19 protein-coding genes are annotated in these 21,221 nt (G+C 48.3%); 16 read left to right on the top strand and 3 right to left on the bottom strand.

Annotation, left to right across the window (positions count from 1 at the left end; translation table 11 throughout):
* Positions 1–195: 195 nt before the first annotated feature.
* A complete protein-coding gene (argA, locus tag MTO69_RS10295; RefSeq protein ID WP_248328955.1) occupies positions 196–1,527 on the bottom strand; it encodes an amino-acid N-acetyltransferase in 1,332 nt (443 codons plus the stop codon).
* 207 nt (positions 1,528–1,734) lie between these two features.
* Between argA and MTO69_RS10290 the strand changes: the two genes are divergently transcribed.
* The 12 genes from MTO69_RS10290 to MTO69_RS10235 all read left to right on the top strand — a co-directional run bounded on the left by MTO69_RS10290 (position 1,735) and on the right by MTO69_RS10235 (position 14,071).
* Positions 1,735–2,121 (top strand): DUF2850 domain-containing protein, encoded by a 387-nt coding sequence (locus MTO69_RS10290; RefSeq protein ID WP_248328953.1) that lies wholly within the window; start codon positions 1,735–1,737, stop codon positions 2,119–2,121.
* Between the two features lie 89 nt (positions 2,122–2,210).
* Positions 2,211–3,314 carry a murein transglycosylase A gene (gene mltA / locus MTO69_RS10285; protein WP_248328951.1) on the top strand — a complete coding sequence of 368 codons (1,104 nt, stop codon included), beginning with the start codon at positions 2,211–2,213 and terminating at the stop codon, positions 3,312–3,314.
* A gap of 68 nt (positions 3,315–3,382) precedes the next feature.
* Positions 3,383–4,192: a tRNA cyclic N6-threonylcarbamoyladenosine(37) synthase TcdA gene (gene tcdA, locus MTO69_RS10280; protein ID WP_248328949.1), complete on the top strand. Its 810-nt coding sequence runs from the start codon at positions 3,383–3,385 to the stop codon at positions 4,190–4,192.
* 12 nt (positions 4,193–4,204) lie between these two features.
* Positions 4,205–4,642, top strand: a complete 438-nt coding sequence (gene csdE, locus MTO69_RS10275) for a cysteine desulfurase sulfur acceptor subunit CsdE (protein ID WP_248328948.1) — start codon at positions 4,205–4,207, stop codon at positions 4,640–4,642.
* Positions 4,643–4,804: 162 nt separating this feature from the next.
* Positions 4,805–5,932: a bifunctional tRNA (adenosine(37)-C2)-methyltransferase TrmG/ribosomal RNA large subunit methyltransferase RlmN gene (locus MTO69_RS10270; protein ID WP_248328946.1), complete on the top strand. Its 1,128-nt coding sequence runs from the start codon at positions 4,805–4,807 to the stop codon at positions 5,930–5,932.
* A 323-nt stretch (positions 5,933–6,255) separates the two neighbouring features.
* Complete coding sequence (gene rodZ / locus MTO69_RS10265) at positions 6,256–7,209, top strand: cytoskeleton protein RodZ (protein ID WP_248328944.1); 954 nt, start codon at positions 6,256–6,258, stop codon at positions 7,207–7,209.
* An 8-nt stretch (positions 7,210–7,217) separates the two neighbouring features.
* Positions 7,218–8,336: a flavodoxin-dependent (E)-4-hydroxy-3-methylbut-2-enyl-diphosphate synthase gene (ispG, locus tag MTO69_RS10260; protein ID WP_248328942.1), complete on the top strand. Its 1,119-nt coding sequence runs from the start codon at positions 7,218–7,220 to the stop codon at positions 8,334–8,336.
* 46 nt (positions 8,337–8,382) lie between these two features.
* Positions 8,383–9,651, top strand: a complete 1,269-nt coding sequence (gene hisS, locus MTO69_RS10255; RefSeq protein ID WP_248328940.1) for a histidine--tRNA ligase — start codon at positions 8,383–8,385, stop codon at positions 9,649–9,651.
* A gap of 59 nt (positions 9,652–9,710) precedes the next feature.
* Positions 9,711–10,325: a YfgM family protein gene (locus MTO69_RS10250; RefSeq protein WP_248328938.1), complete on the top strand. Its 615-nt coding sequence runs from the start codon at positions 9,711–9,713 to the stop codon at positions 10,323–10,325.
* A 9-nt stretch (positions 10,326–10,334) separates the two neighbouring features.
* Positions 10,335–11,495: an outer membrane protein assembly factor BamB gene (gene bamB / locus MTO69_RS10245; protein ID WP_248328936.1), complete on the top strand. Its 1,161-nt coding sequence runs from the start codon at positions 10,335–10,337 to the stop codon at positions 11,493–11,495.
* Positions 11,496–11,660: 165 nt separating this feature from the next.
* Complete coding sequence (gene der, locus MTO69_RS10240) at positions 11,661–13,148, top strand: ribosome biogenesis GTPase Der (RefSeq protein WP_248328934.1); 1,488 nt, start codon at positions 11,661–11,663, stop codon at positions 13,146–13,148.
* A 62-nt stretch (positions 13,149–13,210) separates the two neighbouring features.
* The gene (locus MTO69_RS10235; RefSeq protein ID WP_248328932.1) at positions 13,211–14,071 is read left to right on the top strand and encodes an alanyl-tRNA editing protein; all 861 of its coding nucleotides are present in this window, start codon (positions 13,211–13,213) and stop codon (positions 14,069–14,071) included.
* Between the two features lie 26 nt (positions 14,072–14,097).
* On the opposite strand, the gene MTO69_RS10230 is transcribed toward MTO69_RS10235, so the two are convergent.
* Positions 14,098–15,504 carry a DASS family sodium-coupled anion symporter gene (locus MTO69_RS10230; protein ID WP_248328930.1) on the bottom strand — a complete coding sequence of 469 codons (1,407 nt, stop codon included), beginning with the start codon at positions 15,502–15,504 and terminating at the stop codon, positions 14,098–14,100.
* 270 nt (positions 15,505–15,774) lie between these two features.
* Here MTO69_RS10230 and MTO69_RS10225 point away from each other — a divergent pair, with 270 nt between their 5' ends.
* From MTO69_RS10225 to MTO69_RS10210, 4 genes are all read left to right on the top strand, one after another.
* Positions 15,775–17,364: an ATP-binding protein gene (locus MTO69_RS10225; RefSeq protein ID WP_248328928.1), complete on the top strand. Its 1,590-nt coding sequence runs from the start codon at positions 15,775–15,777 to the stop codon at positions 17,362–17,364.
* Entirely contained in the window at positions 17,357–18,031 is a 675-nt protein-coding gene (locus MTO69_RS10220; RefSeq protein WP_248328927.1) for a response regulator, read from the top strand. Before MTO69_RS10225 ends, MTO69_RS10220 begins: the two co-directional genes overlap by 8 nt.
* 437 nt (positions 18,032–18,468) lie before the next feature.
* Entirely contained in the window at positions 18,469–19,497 is a 1,029-nt protein-coding gene (locus tag MTO69_RS10215) for a sensor domain-containing diguanylate cyclase (protein WP_248328925.1), read from the top strand.
* Between the two features lie 36 nt (positions 19,498–19,533).
* Positions 19,534–19,758, top strand: coding sequence for a zinc ribbon domain-containing protein (locus tag MTO69_RS10210; RefSeq protein WP_248328923.1), 225 nt, complete (start codon positions 19,534–19,536; stop codon positions 19,756–19,758).
* Here the strand turns inward: MTO69_RS10210 and xseA are convergent.
* Positions 19,755–21,086, bottom strand: coding sequence for an exodeoxyribonuclease VII large subunit (gene xseA / locus MTO69_RS10205; RefSeq protein WP_248328921.1), 1,332 nt, complete (start codon positions 21,084–21,086; stop codon positions 19,755–19,757). The two genes, MTO69_RS10210 and xseA, sit on opposite strands and share 4 nt — an antisense overlap.
* Positions 21,087–21,221: the final 135 nt, after the last annotated feature.

The raw sequence follows: 21,221 nt of genomic DNA, 5'->3' as shown, positions 1-21,221 counted from the left end.
GATAGTTTGCTCTTAGTAACGTTGTTAGTAACCTCAAGCAATCCTTGCAGCTTAGCCATAAAGCTAAGTCGAGAATAAATCCTAGCTCCTCAGACATTGAGGAGCTCGAATTTTAACCAATTTAAACTATGAAATAAAGCGACTATTTGAGAAATATTCTGCAATGACATCTCATAACTGAGATTGCTAATTGAGTTAAAGCTTAAGTGACAGAATTTTAGACTTGCGCTGGTAGTTGTACAGATTCTGCTTTTGCGATGGCAGAGAATCGACCCCCATCTCGTGGAACCCTTGTTCTCTAAACCAGTGCAAACTGTGTGTTGTTAATACAAATATCTGCTCAATTCCTTGCGCTTTCGACTGCAAACGCATGTGATTAAGTAACAAAAGTCCACGGTTGCCATCACGGTATTCAGGGTGAATCGCCACACATGCCATTTCTGCCATGCGCTCCTCGGGGTAAGGATACAAAGCCGCACAACCGATGATCAGGCCATCTTTCTCGATGATAGTGAACTGATGGATCTCTTGCTCGAGTTGCTCGCGAGAGCGCCGCACCAAAACACCTTGTTGCTCGAGAGGCTGTATCAGATCCAAGATGCCACCAATGTCATCAATGTCAGCCACGCGTACCTGCTCTGAACTGGCTTTGACGACTTGAGTACCGATACCGTCGAGCGAGAACAGCTCTTGGATCAAGGCTCCATCGACTTTGTAGCTCACCAAGTGACTACGAGGTACGCCCGCACGACAAGCCGCGGTTGCCGCGCGAAGAAAGCGCAGCGTACCGGATGAGTTTTCGCAGCTAAGATCGCTTTCAAGATCCGCCAAAATCTTTTCCGCTTCTTTAGGAAACAGCTCAGCAAACACTTCACCATCTTCATCGATAATTCCCTGCTCGGAGCAAAAGCCGATCAGCTTGTCTGCCTGCAGTTTGATCGCAACTTGCGTGGCGACCTCTTCTGACAGCAAGTTGAATGACTCACCGGTCACAGAGCTGGCGATCGGCCCGAGCAACACTATTGAGCCTTGGTCAAGCATGCGGTTGATGCCGTCTGTGTCGATACGACGAATTTTACCGCTATGGCAATAGTCGACACCATCATCAACGCCAAGCGGTTGAGAGATAATAAAGTTGCCACTCACGACGTTAAGTTGCGTGCCCGCCATCGGAGTGTTACTCAAGCTCATCGATAGTTGAGCAGTAATGGCCAACTGCAATTGCCCAGCAGCTTGCATGACGTAATTGAGGCAGGTTTCATCGGTGACACGCACGCCTTTGTGATAAGGGCTAGGGTATTGGTTCTGCTGTAAAAGATGATTGATTTGTGGCCGTGCTCCATGAACGAGCACAATTTTGACTCCTAAACTATGAAGCAGGGCTAGATCACTGATAATATTGGCAAAATTATCATCAGCCACCGCCTCGCCGCCAAGCATAATCACCATTATCTTGTCACGGTGAGCGTTAACGTAAGGAGCTGATTGTCTAAAGCCTTTTACAAGCGCGGTACTTCTTAGTTTCAAAGTAATAACTACCCATTGAATTAATATGTAAATATACTGCAATTTTATTCTTTGCTGTACAAGTGTTTTTTTGATGGGGATATCTGCTGAGTAGTGATAGCACGATATGATGAAAGGTCGAAGAAATCAGATTCGCGTAATTGCCTTTGTTAGTTAACAATTACTTATTAGGTTGAATGATCAGCCGTTGTTGGGGAATAAAAAAGAGTGAGTCGCTTGAGTCGTAGAAAATTGAAACTGGTTGAAAGAGTTATGGTCATTGGCACACTGTTTGTTGCTATTTGTGCGCTGATACTTGCCAGTCAATTGTATGAGGCTTACTTAGAAAAAGCCTATCCTAAGTCCAAGCTATATGGGACCTGGGTAGAGCAGGATGTGGCTGATTATAGCCGTGAGAGTTTTATGCTCAGCGCGGCGGGGGTAACGGTGAATGGTGGCGTGATTGATACCGAGTTTGAATGGGATGGCTCGTATCTTGAGTATCAAATGGGGGAAAAGACGCGACGCTTCAAAGTACTCAACGAGCAGTTCACTCAGTTCCAACTGGTTTCTCAGCCGCACTACCAGCCCGTCTATCGTTTGTCAGAAAAATAAAAAAGATAACATTCGTTAACCACTGATTTATTGCGAATCAAGGACAAGTTTGTCATCCTCAATGCATTGCTCAACAAGGATCTCATCCCGTGTTTAAAAAATATCTTCCGCTTGTTGCCGCTTCTGTGCTGTTTGGTTGTGCGCAACCTACCGACCGTGCCCAACAATATAGTGGCCAAGAATTCACATCGATACTGAATAAATCATCACTTGTCGAGTCTGACAAACCAAGAGATTTTACTGAATTTCATCGCCAAGCAGAGCAAGTCGTGATCAACTCACCCTCGATGGCGAAAATCTACCAACCGCTCTACGAAAAGCTCAACGAATGGGTATTGCAAAGCGGTGAGCCGACTGAGTTATCCGCCTATGGCATCCAAGCCGCGCAGCTAGGGGGCGGAGACCAGCAAGGTAATGTTTTGTTTACTGGCTACTTTTCGCCGGTAATGGAACTTCGCCATGAGCCCAACGAAAAGTTCAAGTATCCGGTCTACGCTAAACCTGACTGTGAAATGGATTGTCCGACTCGCGCCCAGATTTATGCTGGTGCACTGGATGGGCTCGGTTTAGAGCTTGGTTATGCACAGAGCCGAATCGATCCGTTTTTAATGGAAGTGCAGGGCAGCGGCTTTGTGCATTTTGAAGATGACGACACGCTCGAGTACTTCGCCTATGGCGGTAAGAACAACAAGGCCTATGTCAGTATTGGCCGAGTATTAATAGAGCGCGACTTAGTCCCGCGCGAAAAAATGTCGATGAAGGCGATCAAAGAGTGGGTGCTCGCCAATGACGAGGCAACGGTGCAGGAGCTGCTGGAACAAAATCCATCGTTTGTGTTTTTTGAACCCCGAGCGGATGCGCCCGTGACCGGGTCTGCCGGTATACCGCTATTGGCCATGGCTTCGGTAGCCGGCGATCGCTCAATTTTTCCGATGGGAACCCCGATATTAGCGGAAGTGCCACTATTAAACCCAGACGGGACTTGGAGTGGAGCACATCAATTGCGTCTGCTTATCGTGTTAGACACTGGCGGTGCGGTGAAACAGAACCATCTTGACCTCTATCATGGTATGGGGCCACGTGCTGGCACAGAAGCTGGTCACTATAAACACTTTGGCCGAGTCTGGAAGCTTGGGCTAGAAAACAGCCCGACTCAAGCTCCTTGGGCACTCCCTCCCGAGAAGTTGCAATAGCCTAGACATTTTTATCAAGAGTGCGTATAAATCGCACTCTTTGTTTTTACACCCAGCGGAAAATCGATATGCGCGAATTAGACACTCCTGCTTCTGATAACTACAACCAACGATTTGGCGGTACGCGTCGCCTTTATGGTCACAGTGAAGTTGAAATTCTGCGTGCGGCGCACGTGTGCGTGATCGGTATTGGTGGGGTCGGTTCATGGGCGGTCGAAGCCTTGGCTCGTACCGGCGTGGGTGAACTGACCTTGATTGATATGGATGATGTGTGTGTCACCAACATCAACCGTCAGATTCATGCGATGTCTGGCACCGTTGGCCAAAGCAAAATCGAGGTGATGGCTGAGCGGGTAAAATTGATCAACCCTGAGTGCAAAGTAAACCTTATCGACGACTTTATTACCCCAGACAATCAGCATCAGTACCTATCCAAACGGTTCGACTATGTGCTCGATGCGATTGATAGCGTCAAAGCAAAAGCGGCGTTGCTGGCCTATTGTCGTAGTAACAAGATTAAAGTGATCACCACGGGTGGGGCGGGCGGACAAGTGGACCCAACTCAGATTAAAGTGGCGGATCTGACGAAAACGATTCAAGATCCACTGGCGAAGAAAATCAAAGATACCTTGCGCCGCCATCATAATTTTCCTATGAATCCGGCGCGCAAGTTCGGCATCGATTGTGTGTTTTCGACTGAGCAACTCAAATATCCTCAGCCTGACGGAAGCGTGTGCGGGGTGAAGTCGACCGCGGAAGGCCCGAAACGCATGGATTGTGCCAGTGGCTTTGGCGCCGCGACTGTGGTCACCGCAACTTTTGGTTTCGTCGCAGTATCGCGCATTGTTGAAAAACTGATTCAGAAGCATCGCAACTAGTGGGAGAGTAACATGTCGCCATTTCCTCAATCGCCGTTTGGCCAGGAGATAGATGCAGACCAGATAGTGCAAACTATGCAAGCGCTGCGTGGCTGGGAAGATCGTTATCGTCAAGTGATTCAGTGGGGGAAAAAGCTGCCACTGATGCCTGAGTCGCTAAAGTCGCAGCAGGTGACGGTCTCTGGCTGTGAGAGCCAGGTATGGTTGGTCAGTCAACAAGTGGGTGACGCTTGGTACTTTTGCGCGGACTCAGACGCACGTATTGTGCGTGGGCTTATTGCTTTAGTGATGGCGGCGTTTGATGGCAAAACTGGCGAGCAAATCCAAGCCTTTGATGTGGACGAATACTTCGCGCAGCTTGGCCTGATAGCGCATTTGAGTCCGTCACGTGGCAATGGATTAAAAGCGATTGTCGAGCAAATTAAACGCGCAGCAAGCGCGTCGGTTTAACGCTCTGTACCACGTGATCCGCGGGCCTGTTCTGCTGTATAAAAAATAATCACTGCGATATTAACGCCTTAACAAATACAGGGCTTTACAACGCTTGTTGTCCCTGCATAAAGGCTGTACAATTCGCGCCCTTAATTAATGTTCCGTCGTTTGAGAGGCCACATGACCACTGAAAAAATCAATCTACTCGACTTTGATCGCCAAGGTATGCGTCAATTTTTTGCTGAGGAGCTCGGCGAAAAGGCATTCCGTGCCGACCAGGTAATGAAGTGGATCTACCATTTCGGTGTCGATAACTTCGATAACATGACCAACATTAACAAGAAGCTGCGCGAGAAGTTGCAGCATCGTTGTGAGATTAAAGCACCGACAGTTGCTGAAGCTCAGCACTCATCAGACGGTACCATTAAGTGGGCGATGAAGGTGGGTGACCAAGATGTTGAAACGGTTTATATCCCGGAAGACGATCGCGCCACGTTGTGTGTATCTTCTCAAGTGGGATGTGCGCTAGAGTGTAAATTCTGTTCTACCGCGCAACAGGGCTTTAACCGTAACTTGAAAGTCTCTGAAATTATCGGACAAGTTTGGCGTGCAGCACGTGAAATTGGTCTGGAAAAAGAGACCGGTCGTCGTCCGATCACCAATGTGGTGATGATGGGCATGGGCGAGCCACTGTTGAATATGAAAAACCTGATTCCAGCACTAGAAATCATGCTCGATGATCTTGGCTTTGGTTTGTCTAAACGTCGTGTGACTGTGTCTACCTCTGGTGTTGTTTCAGGTTTGGATCAAATGACCGGCAAGATTGACGTGGCGCTGGCGATTTCTCTGCACGCACCGAATGACAAGTTGCGCAGCGAAATCATGCCTATCAATGACCGTTGGGATATCCAAGACTTTTTGGCCTCGGTGCGTCGTTACATCGCATCATCAAACGCAAACCGCGGCAAAGTGACGGTTGAGTATGTGTTACTTGACCATGTTAATGATGATATGGAGCACGCTCGCGAACTGGCAGAGCTGATGAAAGACACGCCGTGTAAGATTAACTTGATTCCATTCAACCCTTACCCGGGTTCGCCTTATAAAAAACCGAGTAACTCTCGCATTGACCGTTTCCAGAAAACCTTGATGCAGTACGAACACACAGTCACTATCCGCAAAACGCGTGGTGATGACATTGATGCAGCTTGTGGACAGTTAGTTGGTGACGTCATCGACCGTACTAAGCGCACCGCAATGATTCGAGCTGCGAAAGGCGAGACGATTGAAGTTAAAGCGGTTTCATAAGCTTTATTCGATTTCTGCCCAAGCCAGAGCCTAGCTCTGGCTTTTTTGTTACATCTTGTCGCGATCTCTCTGTCAAAATAGTGAAAAACCTTGAGCTGACTGTAAATTATCCACTTCCGCTATGTTGTTTCATCTATGATATCTATTAGAATGAAAGGTTAACGCTTTAGAGAAATTTCTCTGTATTTGAGTGGAGCGTTAATTTCGCATCGTATGAGGAGTTTTCCTCGATTTTTTCGACTTTGGTTATTCGGCAAACACCAACAAACAATAATTAAGCCTTAAGTTAACCAGAGCCATAGAACAAGAGATTTACTATAGTCATGACAGCTGAACAACAACTACAATCTAGCGAAGACACCGTAGAACAACCACAAGCCGGCACTCTCCTCAAACAGAAACGTGAGGCTTTAGGCCTTACACAAAAGCAGATTGCAGACCGCCTGCGCCTGCGTCTTTCAATCATTGAAAGTATCGAAAATAACGATTTCGCGCTCGATCAGGTAGCAACGTTTACCCGTGGCTATCTGCGCTCGTATGCTAAGGCGGTTAATCTAGATGAAGCCACGGTGCTTTCTGCACTCGCGGGTTGTGAGGAAACCAAACCTCAAGAACAACAGATGAAAAGCTTTTCGCGCAAAACCAAACGTGAGAAGCATGATAGCCGCATCATGACTCTAACTTGGGGGATTTTTGCCGTCATTCTAGGTATTTCTTCAGTGTGGTGGTGGCAAAACCAGGACTCTGCGATGGTTGACTTGACCACGGTCAGTGAACAAGAGCAGCAGCTAGAGCAAGCAGCGCAACCTGAGCTCAACTTTACTACATTAGCCGAGAGTGAGGCAGATGTGGTGGAGGAGCAACCAAGCGCGCCAGTTGAGGAAGCGCTCGCTGAGCCAGTTGTTCAAGACGAAGAACCTTCTGCCACAGAAACCACTATCATTGATGAAACGGCTGCTGAGCAACCAGCAGAGGTCATCGAGCCACCGGTAGTGGAAGAGACGATTGAACCTCAAGCAACAGAGCAAGTGGCAGTAGCGGCAAATTTACTGCAAATGACCTTCAGCGATGACTGCTGGATCCAAGTCAAAGACGCGGATGGCAAAACCTTATCGACTGGAGTTAAAAAGCCTGGCCAAGAGCTCAACTTACAAGGCGAACTGCCGTACAGCGTCATTTTAGGAGCGCCCGAAAACGTTTCAATGACATTAGCGAGTGAACCTGTTGACCTTTCTGGGTATACTTCGGGCAAAGTAGCAAGATTCAACTTACCTTAGACATTACTATGCAACACGAATCTCCGATCAAACGTCGCCCATCGACTCGTATCTACGTGGGCGATGTTCCCATTGGTGACGGCGCCCCTATCGCGGTGCAGTCAATGACCAACACACGCACAACAGACGTTGCGGCGACTGTTGCGCAGATTAAATCCCTGGAAAATGTGGGTGCAGATATCGTACGTGTCTCTGTACCGACCATGGATGCGGCGGAAGCATTCAAACAGATTAAACAGCAAGTGAACATTCCGCTGGTCGCGGATATTCATTTTGACTATCGCATCGCGCTTAAAGTCGCCGAGTATGGCGTCGATTGTTTGCGCATCAACCCTGGCAATATCGGAAACGAACAACGTATTCGTGCTGTTGTTGATTGTGCTCGGGACAAGAACATTCCGATTCGGATTGGCGTGAATGGTGGCTCTCTGGAGAAAGATATCCAGATGAAATATGGTGAGCCAACACCTGAAGCTTTGGTTGAGTCGGCGATGCGACATGTCGATATTCTCGACCGCCTCAACTTCGATCAATTTAAAGTGAGCGTGAAAGCTTCGGATGTCTTCCTTGCGGTCGATTCATACCGCCTGCTTGCCAAAAAGATCGATCAGCCATTGCATTTAGGAATTACTGAGGCAGGTGGCGCGCGCGCAGGCGCAGTGAAATCATCGGTTGGCCTAGGTATGCTTCTCGCAGAAGGGATTGGCGACACGCTTCGTATTTCACTCGCAGCCAACCCTGTTGAAGAGATCAAAGTCGGTTTCGACATCTTGAAGTCTTTGCGTATCCGTTCACGCGGTATCAACTTTATTGCTTGTCCAAGCTGCTCTCGTCAGGAATTTGATGTAATAGGCACAGTCAACGCATTGGAAGAGCGCCTCGAAGATATTATTACGCCTATGGATGTGTCGATCATCGGTTGTGTGGTCAATGGCCCCGGTGAAGCGGAAGTCTCTCATCTAGGTTTAGCGGGTAGCAATAAGAAAAGTGCTTTCTACGAAGACGGCAAACGTCAAAAAGAGCGTTTCGATAACAATGATCTCGTCGCTCAGCTAGAAGCCAAGATTCGAGCTAAAGCAGCGCTGATGGATGAGCAGAACCGCATCAACATCAAAGTACAAGATTAATCTCAAACCAAGATTACGGTAAGTAATTAACATTACGGTAAATATTGTGGCAAAAACAATACAAGCAATTCGAGGCATGAACGATTGTCTCCCAACCCAATCTCCACTGTGGCAGAAACTAGAGAACACAGTGAAAAACGTGATCAGCGCATACGGTTACAGTGAAGTGCGCATGCCGATTGTTGAAGAAACCAATTTGTTCAGTCGTGCTGTTGGTGAAGAGACGGATGTGGTTTCAAAAGAGATGTACACTTTCGATGATCGCAATGGCGACAGCTTAACCTTGCGTCCTGAAGGTACCGCAGGCTGTGTACGTTCATGTATTCAAAACAGCCTTATCAACCGTGACGAACAGCGTGTTTGGTACATGGGGCCGATGTTCCGCCATGAGCGTCCACAAAAAGGTCGTTACCGTCAGTTCCACCAATGTGGTGTCGAGGTGTTTGGTCTTAATGGCCCTGACGTTGACGCAGAGCTTATCATGATGACAGCGCGTCTATGGCGTGAACTGGGTATCGATAAGCACGTTCGTTTAGAGCTTAATTCCATTGGTTCTGTCGAAGACCGAGCTGACTATCGTACCGCTCTGGTTGCGTTCTTAGAAAAACATGTCGACATTCTCGACGATGACTCTAAGCGTCGTATGCACACTAACCCGTTGCGCGTACTGGATACCAAAAATCCAGACATTCAAGCTATTCTTGGTGACGCACCACGTCTGTCTGACTACCTAGGCGAAGAGTCAAAGCAACATTTTAGTGGCCTGTGTGAACTTCTTGATGCAGCGGGTATCGAATACACAGTTAACCAGCGTTTGGTGCGTGGCTTGGATTACTACAACCGCACGGTATTTGAGTGGATCACCGAGAGCTTAGGCGCTCAAGGAACGGTTTGTGGCGGTGGTCGCTATGACGGTTTGGTTGAGCAGCTTGGCGGTAAAGCGACCCCAGCAGTCGGTTTTGCTATGGGCTTAGAGCGTCTGGTTTTGATGCTGGAAACGCTAGAGCTCACAGACGTGCGTCGCAGTGTTGATGTGTATGTGGTCACCGCAGGTGAAGGCACTATGATGGCCGGGCTGAAACTGGCTGAATCACTGCGTGAACAAGTCCCTGGACTGCGCGTGATGAGCCACTTTGGTGGTGGTAACTTCAAGAAGCAATTTAAACGTGCAGACAAAGTCGGCGCTGCGGTAGCGCTAGTATTGGGTGAGAACGAAGTGGCTGATGGCACTGTGGTGGTAAAAGATCTCATTGGTGGTAGCCAAGATACGCTCAGTCACAGCGACGTAATTACAAAGCTCTCACAGCTGGTTTAATTAATTATCAAATATCTCAGTGGTGATGAAGTTCACCACTAGGCTTAAGAGGACAGGAAGTGGAACTCTACGATACTGAAGAACAACAAGTAGAAGCGATCAAAGATTGGTGGAAAGAGAACGGTAAAGCCGTGATCTTTGGTGCCGTTTTGGGTCTAGGTGGTCTATTCGGTTGGCGTTACTACCAAGACTCAGTAACTGCCGCTCAAGAAGCTGCCTCTGAAAGTTATACCCAAGCGGTTCAGCAGCTTGCTCAGCAAGGAGCGGGTGCCGAGTCGGGCGTTCAAGCTTTCATTGATGCGAATAAAGAGACGGAATATGCCACCTTAGCCGCGCTTCAGTTAGCCAAAGTGCAGGTAGAAGCAGGCAACTTAGATGAAGCTGTAGCGCAACTCGAATGGGCGAAAAGCTCAACTCAAGATCCTGCGTTGTCGGTTGTGATTGACTACCGTTTAGCGCGTATCAAAGCGGAGCAAGGCGAGTTTGATGCTGCGATTGCGCAACTGGCAAATATTAATGACCAGACTTGGGCTGGCCGCGTGGCAGAGCTCAAAGGTGACATTTTGCTGCGCAAAGGTGATGAGCAAGGTGCATACGCCGCCTATGAGGAAGCACAGCAGTTAGATTCTACCAGTCAAACGCTGCAACTAAAGTTGGATGATTTAGCCAAGTAAGGGCTCCGGATGAAGAATTTGCTCAAAAAAGCCCTTGCAACTGCAATATGTGTCGGTGTGTTGGCGGGGTGTGCCGGCGAAGAAGATACCGTGATTATGGCACCTGTGCCTCAGGTCAGCAGTGCGTTTACCCCCACCACTCAGTGGACGAGCTCAATAGGCAAAGGGGTCGGTCAGTTTTACTCTAAGTTATCAGCAGAGTATGCCTACGATAAAGTCTTTGTTGCTAGCCGCGATGGCATGGTGAAAGCGCTCGACCCTGAAAACGGGCGTCTAATTTGGCAGGCGAATGTCGAAGAAGATGTCTCTGCCCGTTTGTCTGGCGGTATTACAGCCGGATACGGACAACTCTTTATTGGTAGCGAAAATGGACGTGTGTTCGCTTTCGACCAAGAAACGGGTGAGCTCAATTGGCAAGTCGACGTCAATGGTGAAGTTCTTGCTGCGCCAGCAACGGATAGTAACTTGGTGATTGTTCACACCAACAAAGGTATTTTGCTCGCGTTAGATCAAGTGACTGGCGAGACAAGATGGACCATCAGTACCGAAGTACCGAACTTAACCCTGCGCGGTAACAGCGCGCCAGTGACTGCCTCGGGTGGCGTGTTTTGGGGCACGGCTAACGGACGTTTAGCCGCAGCGATTGTTGAGCGTGGACAACTGATTTGGCAACAACCGATCGGTAAGCCGCAAGGCGCGACAGAAATCGATCGTTTGGTCGACGTTGACGCTTCGCCACTGATTTTGGGTAGTTCACTGTATATCGTTGGCTACAACGGTCAGTTGACGGCCATCGACTTGCGTTCTGGTGAGGCATCGTGGAAACGTAACTACTCATCAGCTTCAAATTTGGCCAGTGATGCCAGCAGCATCTATTTGGTGACTGAGCAAGATCATTTGATCGCGGTAGATGCTCGCAGTGGTACTGAGCTATGGACCAATGAGCAGTTAGAAAACCGTCTCGTGACAGCCCCTGTGATTATCGATTCGTACTTGGTGGTTGGCGATAGCGAAGGCTACTTGTACTGGTTAGAGCGTGATAGCGGTGATTTCGTTTCGATGCAGCAAGTCAGTTCCAGTGGTTTTGCCGTCGGACCGACGCCAGTCGAAGATGGTTACGTGCTGGTGACTCGTGATGGCGATGTAAAGAAACTAACGATCAACAAGTAATCGTGTGATATAATTCACATTCGGCTCCTAGCTGGCAACAGTTGGGAGCCGTTTGTTTGTGTTAGACCCCAAAGTAACATGTGGTTATAGGTAAAGTGCTCATCAATGGCATTGTATGAGTGGTTACCTATAACTACATAAAGAAAGAATATTGTAGAGGTTGTTATGGTACCTGTTGTTGCGCTTGTCGGGCGTCCAAACGTTGGTAAATCGACGTTGTTTAACCGACTGACTCGTACTCGCGACGCATTGGTTGCGGATTTCCCTGGCTTAACTCGTGACCGTAAGTATGGTCAAGCGAAGCTTGGTGAGCATGAATTTATCGTTATCGACACCGGTGGTATTGACGGTACCGAAGAGGGTGTCGAAACCAAAATGGCTGAACAGTCACTTGCGGCTATTGATGAAGCCGATGTGGTGCTGTTTATGGTCGATGGCCGCGCTGGACTGACACCGGCCGATATTGCTATTGCCAACCATTTACGCAAAATTGAAAAGCCTTCGATGCTAGTGGTGAACAAAGTTGATGGTATCGATGCAGATGCGGCATCGGCTGATTTTTGGCAGTTAGGCGTAGAGAATATGTATCAGATCGCCGCAGCACATGGCCGTGGCGTCGGCGCTTTGATTGACCGTGCGCTTAATCCTTTTGCCGAAAAAATGGCCGAGGAAGCGAAAGGTGAAATCGAAGACTTAACCGAGTTCGAAGACGCCGAAGACGAGAAGCTAGAATACAGCGAAGAAGAGGCGGAAGCCGAATTCAAACGTCTGCAAGATCAACCGATTAAGCTTGCTATCATTGGGCGTCCGAACGTAGGTAAATCGACGCTAACCAACCGTATCTTAGGTGAAGAGCGTGTTGTGGTTTATGACATGCCCGGCACCACGCGTGATTCTATCTACATTCCGATGGAACGTGATGGACGTGAATACGTTTTGATTGACACTGCAGGTGTTCGCCGCCGAAAACGAATTAATGAAACGGTAGAGAAGTTCTCCGTGGTAAAAACGTTAAAAGCAGTCGAAGATGCCAACGTAGTGCTGTTGGTGATTGACGCCCGTGAAAATATTTCTGATCAAGACTTGAGTCTGCTTGGTTTTGCTTTGAATGCGGGCCGCTCTATCGTGATTGCGGTAAACAAATGGGACGGTTTGGATATTGATGTCAAAGAGCACGTCAAGAAAGAACTGGATCGCCGTTTAGGCTTTGTTGATTTTGCGCGTATCCACTTCATTTCAGCGCTGCATGGTACGGGGGTTGGTCACCTGTTTGAATCGGTGCAAGAGGCTTACAAGTCGGCAACGACCCGTGTCGGTACCTCTGTCCTAACTCGTATTATGAAGATGGCGACGGAAGACCATCAGCCGCCTTTGGTTCGCGGACGACGTGTGAAACTAAAATACGCACACGCAGGTGGTTACAACCCACCTATCGTGGTTATCCATGGTAACCAAGTGAACGAGCTGCCAGATTCGTACAAACGCTATCTGATGAACTACTTCCGTAAATCATTAGAAATCATGGGAACGCCAATTAGAATCCAGTTCCAAAACAGCGAAAACCCATTTGAGGGTAAATCGAATAAGATGACTTTGTCTCAAGAGCGCAAACGCAAGCGCTTGATGGGAATGATGAAAAATCGTAAAAAGTAACCCTAATAACAATAGAGTAAAAACGCCGATGTGATATCGGCGTTTTTTTTAAGGAACATCATATGACTCCCACCACCATTCGCTTTTGTCATGCAACATGGCAACTTCAATCGCCTGTGCAGCGTGTAGAGTTGGGCAGCGATTATCTCTATGTCGTTACAGAGCAAACGCCTTTTCATCCAGTGAGTCACATTTGGCCTGATCACCCGGCAGATCGAGGCTACCTCAACGCTCACCCAGTGCTGGATTGCCAAGTCGGGGCGGTCGAGTTGGGTAGCAACGAGCTGTATGTCGGTCAGGCGATTCCAGTCAAGCGTGATGAGCCAGGTTGGGTGTTTGTTGTGGTCCATTGCTTGGCAAAAGAGGTGGACGATGTTCATCCCTCGCAGTGTGTTGAACTCAAGGTAGATAAAGCACATCAACAGGCTCTTAGCCGCGGGCACAGTGCCGGCCACTTAGCCTATTTGGCACTGAACAAGGTTTTGGTTGAGCAACAATATTGGCGCAAAGACGCGGAGCGTAAAGATCCACATGGCAACTATGATTTCAACAGCTACGCGCAAGTGACCAGTTTTGTCACCCCAGACAGATGTACTGACCACTACCGCCTAGGCAAAACCCTGCGCAAGCGCGGTTTGAATAGCAGCGATGTGTTGGCCAACTTGAGTGACATTGAGAGCCGAGTAAATCGCCAGCTTGGGGATTGGTTAAGTTTGGGTGCCCCGATCCATATCCAGTGTCATGGTGAGAAATTGACCGACTCACGCTATTGGCAGTGTGATTTAGGCGAAGGTTCAGTTGCACAGATCCCATGTGGGGGTACCCATGCACAGAGTTTGCGTGAGTTTGCAGCAATTGAAGTGAGTGTTAGCCAAGTGGATCAGCAGCATATAGAGATGTTGACTCAAGTTCGCCCGCAATAAATAAGCCCGCCGAAGCGGGCTTTCTATTACCACATTCCGAGTAACTTCCACCAGGCTCCGCCAATAAAGAAGAACACGGGAATCACAATGAGCGAGAAAACAAAACCTATCTTCCACCAGTTTTGAAGGCTCAGGAAGCCTGCACCGAATAGTATCGGGGCGGGGCCGGAAGAGTAGTGGGTTGTCGACATATAGAGATTGCTGAACATACCTAGAACGATCGCCGCCAACATCGGAGGCGCACCTGCGGCAATCGCGATCGCAAGGAAAGCCGAATACATAGCGCTGATATGAGCCATAGCGCTTGCCATCAAGTAGTGGCTGTAATAGTAAACCAGTAACAAAATCGCCAAGGTGCTCAACCAGCCATAGCCAGAGAGTGAGTTGGCGATCATGTCTCCAAACCAAGCGATAAAACCGAGTTTGTTCAACTGTGCCGCCATCATAACCAAGACTGCGAACCAAGTGATGGTATGCCAGGCTTCTTTTTCCTGTAGCACTGCATCCCAGGTTATGGTGCGAGTTATCAGCAAAAACACCAGGCCCAAGAGTGCAGTGACGGTTGAGTGAATGCCTAATGTTGGGCCAAGTACCCACAGGCTGACCATACCGATAAAGGTGATGCCTACCATCCACTCGTTGCGAGTCATTGCCCCCATCTCTGCCAATTTCTGTTTGGCGATGAGTCGCATCTCCGGCGTTTTCTTCAACTCAGGCGGGAACACAAAGTACATCACCAGAGGAATCAAAAACAAACAGATGATACCTGGAACAATCGCGGCTAATGCCCAGCCTGCCCAAGTAATTTCAACGCCTTGCTCTTTGGCGAAGTTCGCTGCCAGTGGGTTGCCGGCCATTGAGGTGAGGAACATGGCACAGGTAATGGCGTTACACTGAAAAATACATTGAACCAAAAATGCGCCAATTTTGTTCTCGGTGCCTTTTTCAGGGTCCGAGTCATACGCGGTGGCAACCGAGCGAAACAGTGGAGAGATGATCCCGCCACAGCGCGCGGTGGTACTTGGTGTGGCTGGAGCGAACAGTAAGTCGGTCAGCACCAATCCGTAAGCCAATCCGAGAGAGCTGTTGCCAAGCTTGGCGATAAACCAATAACCGACCCGGCGACCAAAGCCAGTGCTAATAAAGCCGCGAGAAATAAAAAATGCCGCCGCGATCATCCAAATGGTCGGATGGGCGAACCCAGTCAGAGCGGTCTTGATGGGCAGAACACCAAGTAGTGTGGCAGCGGTCAATCCGATCAATGCCATAGCCCCTAAGGGGAGTGGCGCAATGATCAAACTAAGAACCGTGACGACGAAAACCGTCATCATCTGCCATGCTTGTTCGGTGAGTCCTTGTGGAATGGGACTAAACCACAGTATCACCCCGATGATCGCTAGCATGAATAGCCGAATATTACTTGAAGTTAGCATAAAACCCTCCTTAGATTTTTGTCTAACTTAACCAGTGCTAGCGATTCAAAACCTGTGATAAATCAAAAACTCACAGTCGAGATTGACGAGAGTGTTGACTCTTCAAACCAGTGCAAATCTTGACTGCAAGCAAGCTGAGATTAACGGCATTAAATTAATTAAGCCGATAAACGTCATCGATGCGATCGCGTTCAACTTAGCAGCGATTCGCGCTGACGTTTGGCGAGCAACCACGTATTCTTAGCCTGAATTAATCGGAATCATCACATCATGGCAACGCGAATTTTCCCCCGCTCTTTTACCATGCACCTGACCGTACTGCTATGTGGTGCATTGACTTTGGGCTCGATGGGTTGGTGGTTAGTGGCTACTGAGCGACTCAATCAGGTTCTCGATGAACAAGTGGCTTTGCGGGCGCAAGTCCAGACCCAACAATTAGCACAGCTCCCTTCGTTGATCGCGGCAGTTAAGTTGCGCGATAGTGATCAAGTTGGAAATATTATTCACCGCTTGCAAGGTGCTACCGATGCTGACTTCATTACCGTCAGCGATGCGCACGGCATTCGCCTGGCGCATCCAGTGGCTGATCGAGTCGGTTTACCTGTGGTTGGCGGAGATATCGAGCACGCACTTACAACCGGGGAGTCTTATCTATCTTACAGCGTTGGCTCTTTAGGGCCTTCGGTACGCTACATCTCGCCGCTTATTGACGATACGGGCACCATCGTTGGCATGGTCAAAGTCGGCTACTTGCTGCAATCCATTGCGGTGGTCAATGAACAAACCCTATCGCCTTTGATCCTGTTTACCATTGTCAGTGTACTGCTGTCTGGCTTAGTCGCTTGGCGGTTTTCAGAATACATCCGTGACAAGATGCAACATTTGGAGCCATGGCAACTGCAGCAGACCTTACAAACTAGCGCTGGAGTATTGCAAGCGGCTCACGAGGGGATAGTCGCGATCAACGCTATGGGGGAGGTCTATTTGTGTAATGACTCGGCCAAAACTCTGCTTGGTATTGAGCGTGATACCAATTGGCCACAGCCGATAGCCAGCCTTTTAACCGAACCGCAATACTTCCAACTGCAAGGTGACGACTTCATTGACCAACTGGTGCGTATTAACGGCCGCAACTTAGTCCTGACACGGGTAACTCTACCGCTTGAATCGGAATGGGAACCAGGCGCCGTCTTCACTCTGAGAGCGCAAAAAGAGTTACAACTGCTGTCAAATAAAATCAGTCAGGTCAGCAGCTACCTTGAGTCTATCCGTGTTACCAGGCACGAGCATCAAAATAAGCTATCAACCATCACTGGGCTGCTGCAACTAGGACATGTTGATCAAGCGTTAGAGATGCTGTTGAGCCAGTCGCAAGCGAATCAGGCTAACATGGATAGTGTCGCTCAATTGCAATCGCTGCCTTTGATTTCTGGGTTGTTGTTAGCCCACCTCGGTAAAGCGGCAGAAAAAAACATCCAGGTCGATTTAACCGAACTGCATGGATGGCAAGCTCTGCCAGAGAAGCTGGATGAGCAAGCCTTAAGTTCAGTGCTGGCTAACTTAGTCAACAATAGCATTGAGGCGTTAGAGGGCCGCGAGCAGGGCCGAATTCGAGTGGTGATGTACCAAACTCCCAGCGAGCGAGTACTTGCTGTGGCCAATAATGGACCCAGTATCCAGGTGAGTTTGGACAGTTTATGCCAATTGGGCTTTACCACCAAAGGCGACTTTTATGAACGGGGAATCGGCATGCACTTAGTGCAATCTGTGGTTGAAGAGGCGCAAGGCTATATTGAGCTAGACAGCGATCGAGATGAAACCCAGTTTACTATCTACTTTCCAGAGGTTAGCCATGCATAACGTACTTATCATTGAAGATGATAGAGATATCGCAATGCTACATCGGCAGTTTATTGCACGCGACAAACGCTTTCAGCGTCAAGATACGTGCGCCTCGCTTGCACAGGCGAAGCCGCTGCTAGAGCAAATCAACTATGATGTGGTGCTTGTTGACAACTATCTACCTGATGGACTCGGAATCGATTTTCTGCCCTTTTTACACAGTTTGCCCCATCGACCTGAGATCATCTTGGTCACGGCCGCCAATGACGTTGAAACTGTGCAAAAGGCACTGCGTTATGGGGCGTTCGATTACCTAGTCAAACCACTTGATTATCAACGTTTGGCCAACAGCTTGGATAAGTTTTGCATGATGCAGCATACGTTGAGTCACGGCCAAAGCTTGCAGCAAACCGAGCTGGATACTTTGTTTCAGCGTGGTCATGCTCAGCGTAAAAATAGCAGCACTGATGCGTACACCTTAAGGCAGATTGTCGAGCAGTTCAGTCATGCCAACATAGAGTTGAGTGTGAGCGATATCGCCGTCCGTTTCTCTATCAGTAAAAGTACAGCAAGACGTTATCTCGACACCGCTGTTGACCAAGGCGATCTTGAAGCGTTTCTCGCTCATGGGCGGGTGGGGAGGCCAACCAGAATTTACCGAAGACCCCGGTATTTGGGCGTTTGAAAGAGAGTGGTTAGGGGCGGTTAAGTTGAAATACACCTTAGTGTAATTGCATTAATTTCAAAAGCGATCGTTTTATTAAATTCTTAATTCTCTATTATTTAATGTCCCTATTGGTTTTTTATTTTGCTATAAATGCAAATGCAGCATATGTAACTTATGCTTTCGGTGTGTGGTGATATAAATATTCTTTATTGGCCAGATCGCTGATCATATCGGATTTAGCCGAAGATCAGATTAAGATCCTACGTATCTCAGCCACAAAGATGCCTTAAGTGAGAGAATATCTTTACCCACCTTATCATCTTGTATGATACCAGTGATGCCATTATTGATTACATTAATAGATTCTAATTAATGAGGTAATGATCTGCGTATGAAATTAATTTATATGCTACTTTTCTGCGTATATAACTAAAAAACTATTAGAGTCCGCCACAATGAGTTACTTGAAGCTTCTCACTGCTCACAGAGAAGTCAATAAGTTGCTCGCCAAGCTAGCACTAGGAATGGGAAAGGAAGAGCTCAATCATAGAGTCGTAGACCTTTCTGAAAGCTGGTTTGGCGAACGACGAGCGTCTATCTTGCGCTTAGATAACCAAGATAAGCGTCTTTATTTAGAGTACGCCCCCAACCTACCTGAGTTCTACAACCAAGCGATCGAAGGAGTAAGCATTGGCCCAAATGTTGGATCGTGTGGGGCGGCTGCCTATCGTAAATCCACAGTGGTGGTCGACAATATTAACCAGCACATCAATTGGGCGCCTTTTACTTCACTGACCCAACAAGCCAATTTACATGCCTGCTGGTCTGTGCCGATTCTGTCAAGCAAGAAATCCGCTATGGGCACTTTTGCTATCTACAGCCATGAACCTTCGACTCCCGAAGCGCATGAACTGGAGGTGCTGGAGATGTTGGCTTCGTTATATGCGGTGGCATGGGAGAAATATGAGTTAGAACATCAACTTCATTATCATGCTCGCTATGACTCTTTGACTCGTTGCCTTAATCGACGAGCATTATTGCAACGAGCACGTGATTGCTTGAACACTGATCTCGACTATGTCGCCTGCTTTTTTGCCGACATCGATCAGTTTAAACAGATCAACGATCATTACGGTCATGAGGTTGGAGACAAAGTATTAGCTCAAGTTGGTGAGTGCTTTAATCAGATCTTTACTGCCTGCAGTTTAAATGGTCGTTATGGCGGCGATGAGTTCGTCACTTTTGCGTTTGCTAATGACTTACAAGCCTTTGAGGAAGTTGAGCAGAAGTTTAATCAACAAATTGAACAGTTGGCGGTTGTTGATGGTTTGACTGTGCGGGTAAGTTTGGGTAAAGCCGTTGCTAAAGTGTTTGAGGTTGCTTCTTTGCAGCAGCTCATCAAGCAAGCAGACCAAGCCATGTATCAAATAAAGCACGCGAACCGATGTGATCAAGATCATGGTAACAGCGCTGCAATGCGCTAAATTAAAGGCTAAGCCACCTGTTTAATTGAGAACAATATGAATGAGAACCAGTGTCCAAGTTGTCACCAAGAGCTAGAATGGACAGGCCAATATCACTGCAATCAGTGTCAATCTAATTTCGATAAGGTCGGTTTTTGCCCTGATTGCGCGGCGCAATTGGAGAAGCTGCAAGCGTGTGGTGCGGCGAACTATTTTTGTAATAGTTGTAACGAGTTAAAATCTAAGTCTCGAGTAAAGTTCCAGTTCCACGCCAAAGACTAATTGACGGTCGAGCGGACTTCGCCGTCAGATAAACGGGTGACCAAAGTGTCGCCCGTTTTGACGTCTGTCGCTTGGGTAATCACGCGACCATGCGCTGTTTGAGTGATGGAGTAACCACGCTTAAGTGTGGCAAGAGGGCTCACGGTGTCGAGTTTTTCTGCGGCAAGTGCCAATTGGTGGCGTGCATTGAGTAGCTTACGGTCCATGGCATCTAACAGTTTCTGCTCTAACCGTTGCAGACTGGCCTGTTGGTTGGCGAGACGTTTGATTGGCGAGTGCAGCGCGATTTTATGCTGTTGCTGTTGCAGCTTTTGCTGCTGGACATCAATCCGTTTGCTGATAGCTCGCTGCAGACGTGCACTCAACTCATCCAGTTGTTGGCTTTGACGCTGGAGCTGATTATTGGGATGCTGACGCTCTAGACGATGCAGCAACACGGTGGCTTGCTGTCTCTGTTCGCTCAAATAGTAGCGCATAGCACTGGCTAATTTATGCTGGCGAGAGTTCAGCGCTTGATCTTTGTGGCTATTGTCTCGGCTGACCAACTCCGCGGCCGCTGATGGGGTAGGTGCGCGCATATCCGCAACGAAATCAGCAATCGTCACATCCACTTCGTGGCCAACTGCACTAATGATGGGGATCTGGCTGGCGGCGATGGTGCGAGCGAGTACCTCGTTGTTAAAGCACCACAAATCTTCTAACGAACCACCGCCACGGCCAACAATCAGCACATCACATTCATTACGACTGTTCGCTCGGCCTATCGCTTGGGCAATTTGAATGGCGGCCTCTTCGCCTTGAACCATAGTGGGGTAGATCACCACCGGTAGCGATGGATCGCGACGCTTGAGGACATCCAAAATATCGAACAGCGCAGCGCCGGTTTTTGAGGTCACAATACCCACGCATTGCGGATGCTCCGGAAGTGCACGCTTGCTGGTTTGAGCAAACAGCCCCTCTGCTGCGAGCTTCATTTTCAGCTCTTCGAACTGCTGTTGTAATCGACCATCGCCCTCTGGTTGCATCGACTCGATGATCAACTGATAGTCGCCACGCGGCTCGTACAGTGACAAACGGGCTTTGACCAGGACTTGTTGACCATTTTGAGGTTTGAAAGTGACGCGACGATTATTGCCACGAAACATGGCACATTTGACCTGAGCACGAGAGTCTTTAAGCGTTAGGTACCAGTGGCCAGAAACAGGCGCAGAGAAGTTAGAGATTTCGCCGATTAACCAAACGATGCCCATTTCATTTTCGAGTAACAGACGGACTTCAGCATTGAGACGAGAAACAGTGAAGATGTTCGGATTGGTCAGAGAAGACACAGCTAATCTCATAGGCGTGGGTATGGAAATTAGCGGCAATATAATACATATCAAGGGGGTGAATGCAAATAAAAAATAGAAAAATGTGTAGCCAAGCGATTTCGTTGGCCGTATAATCCGTCCGCAATATCTAAT

The sequence above is a fragment of the Vibrio sinaloensis genome, assembly GCF_023195835.1.
GTDB lineage: Bacteria > Pseudomonadota > Gammaproteobacteria > Enterobacterales > Vibrionaceae > Vibrio > Vibrio sinaloensis_C.
Note: the sequence above shows the minus strand (reverse complement) of the source record. Positions and strands in the feature narration are given on the sequence as shown.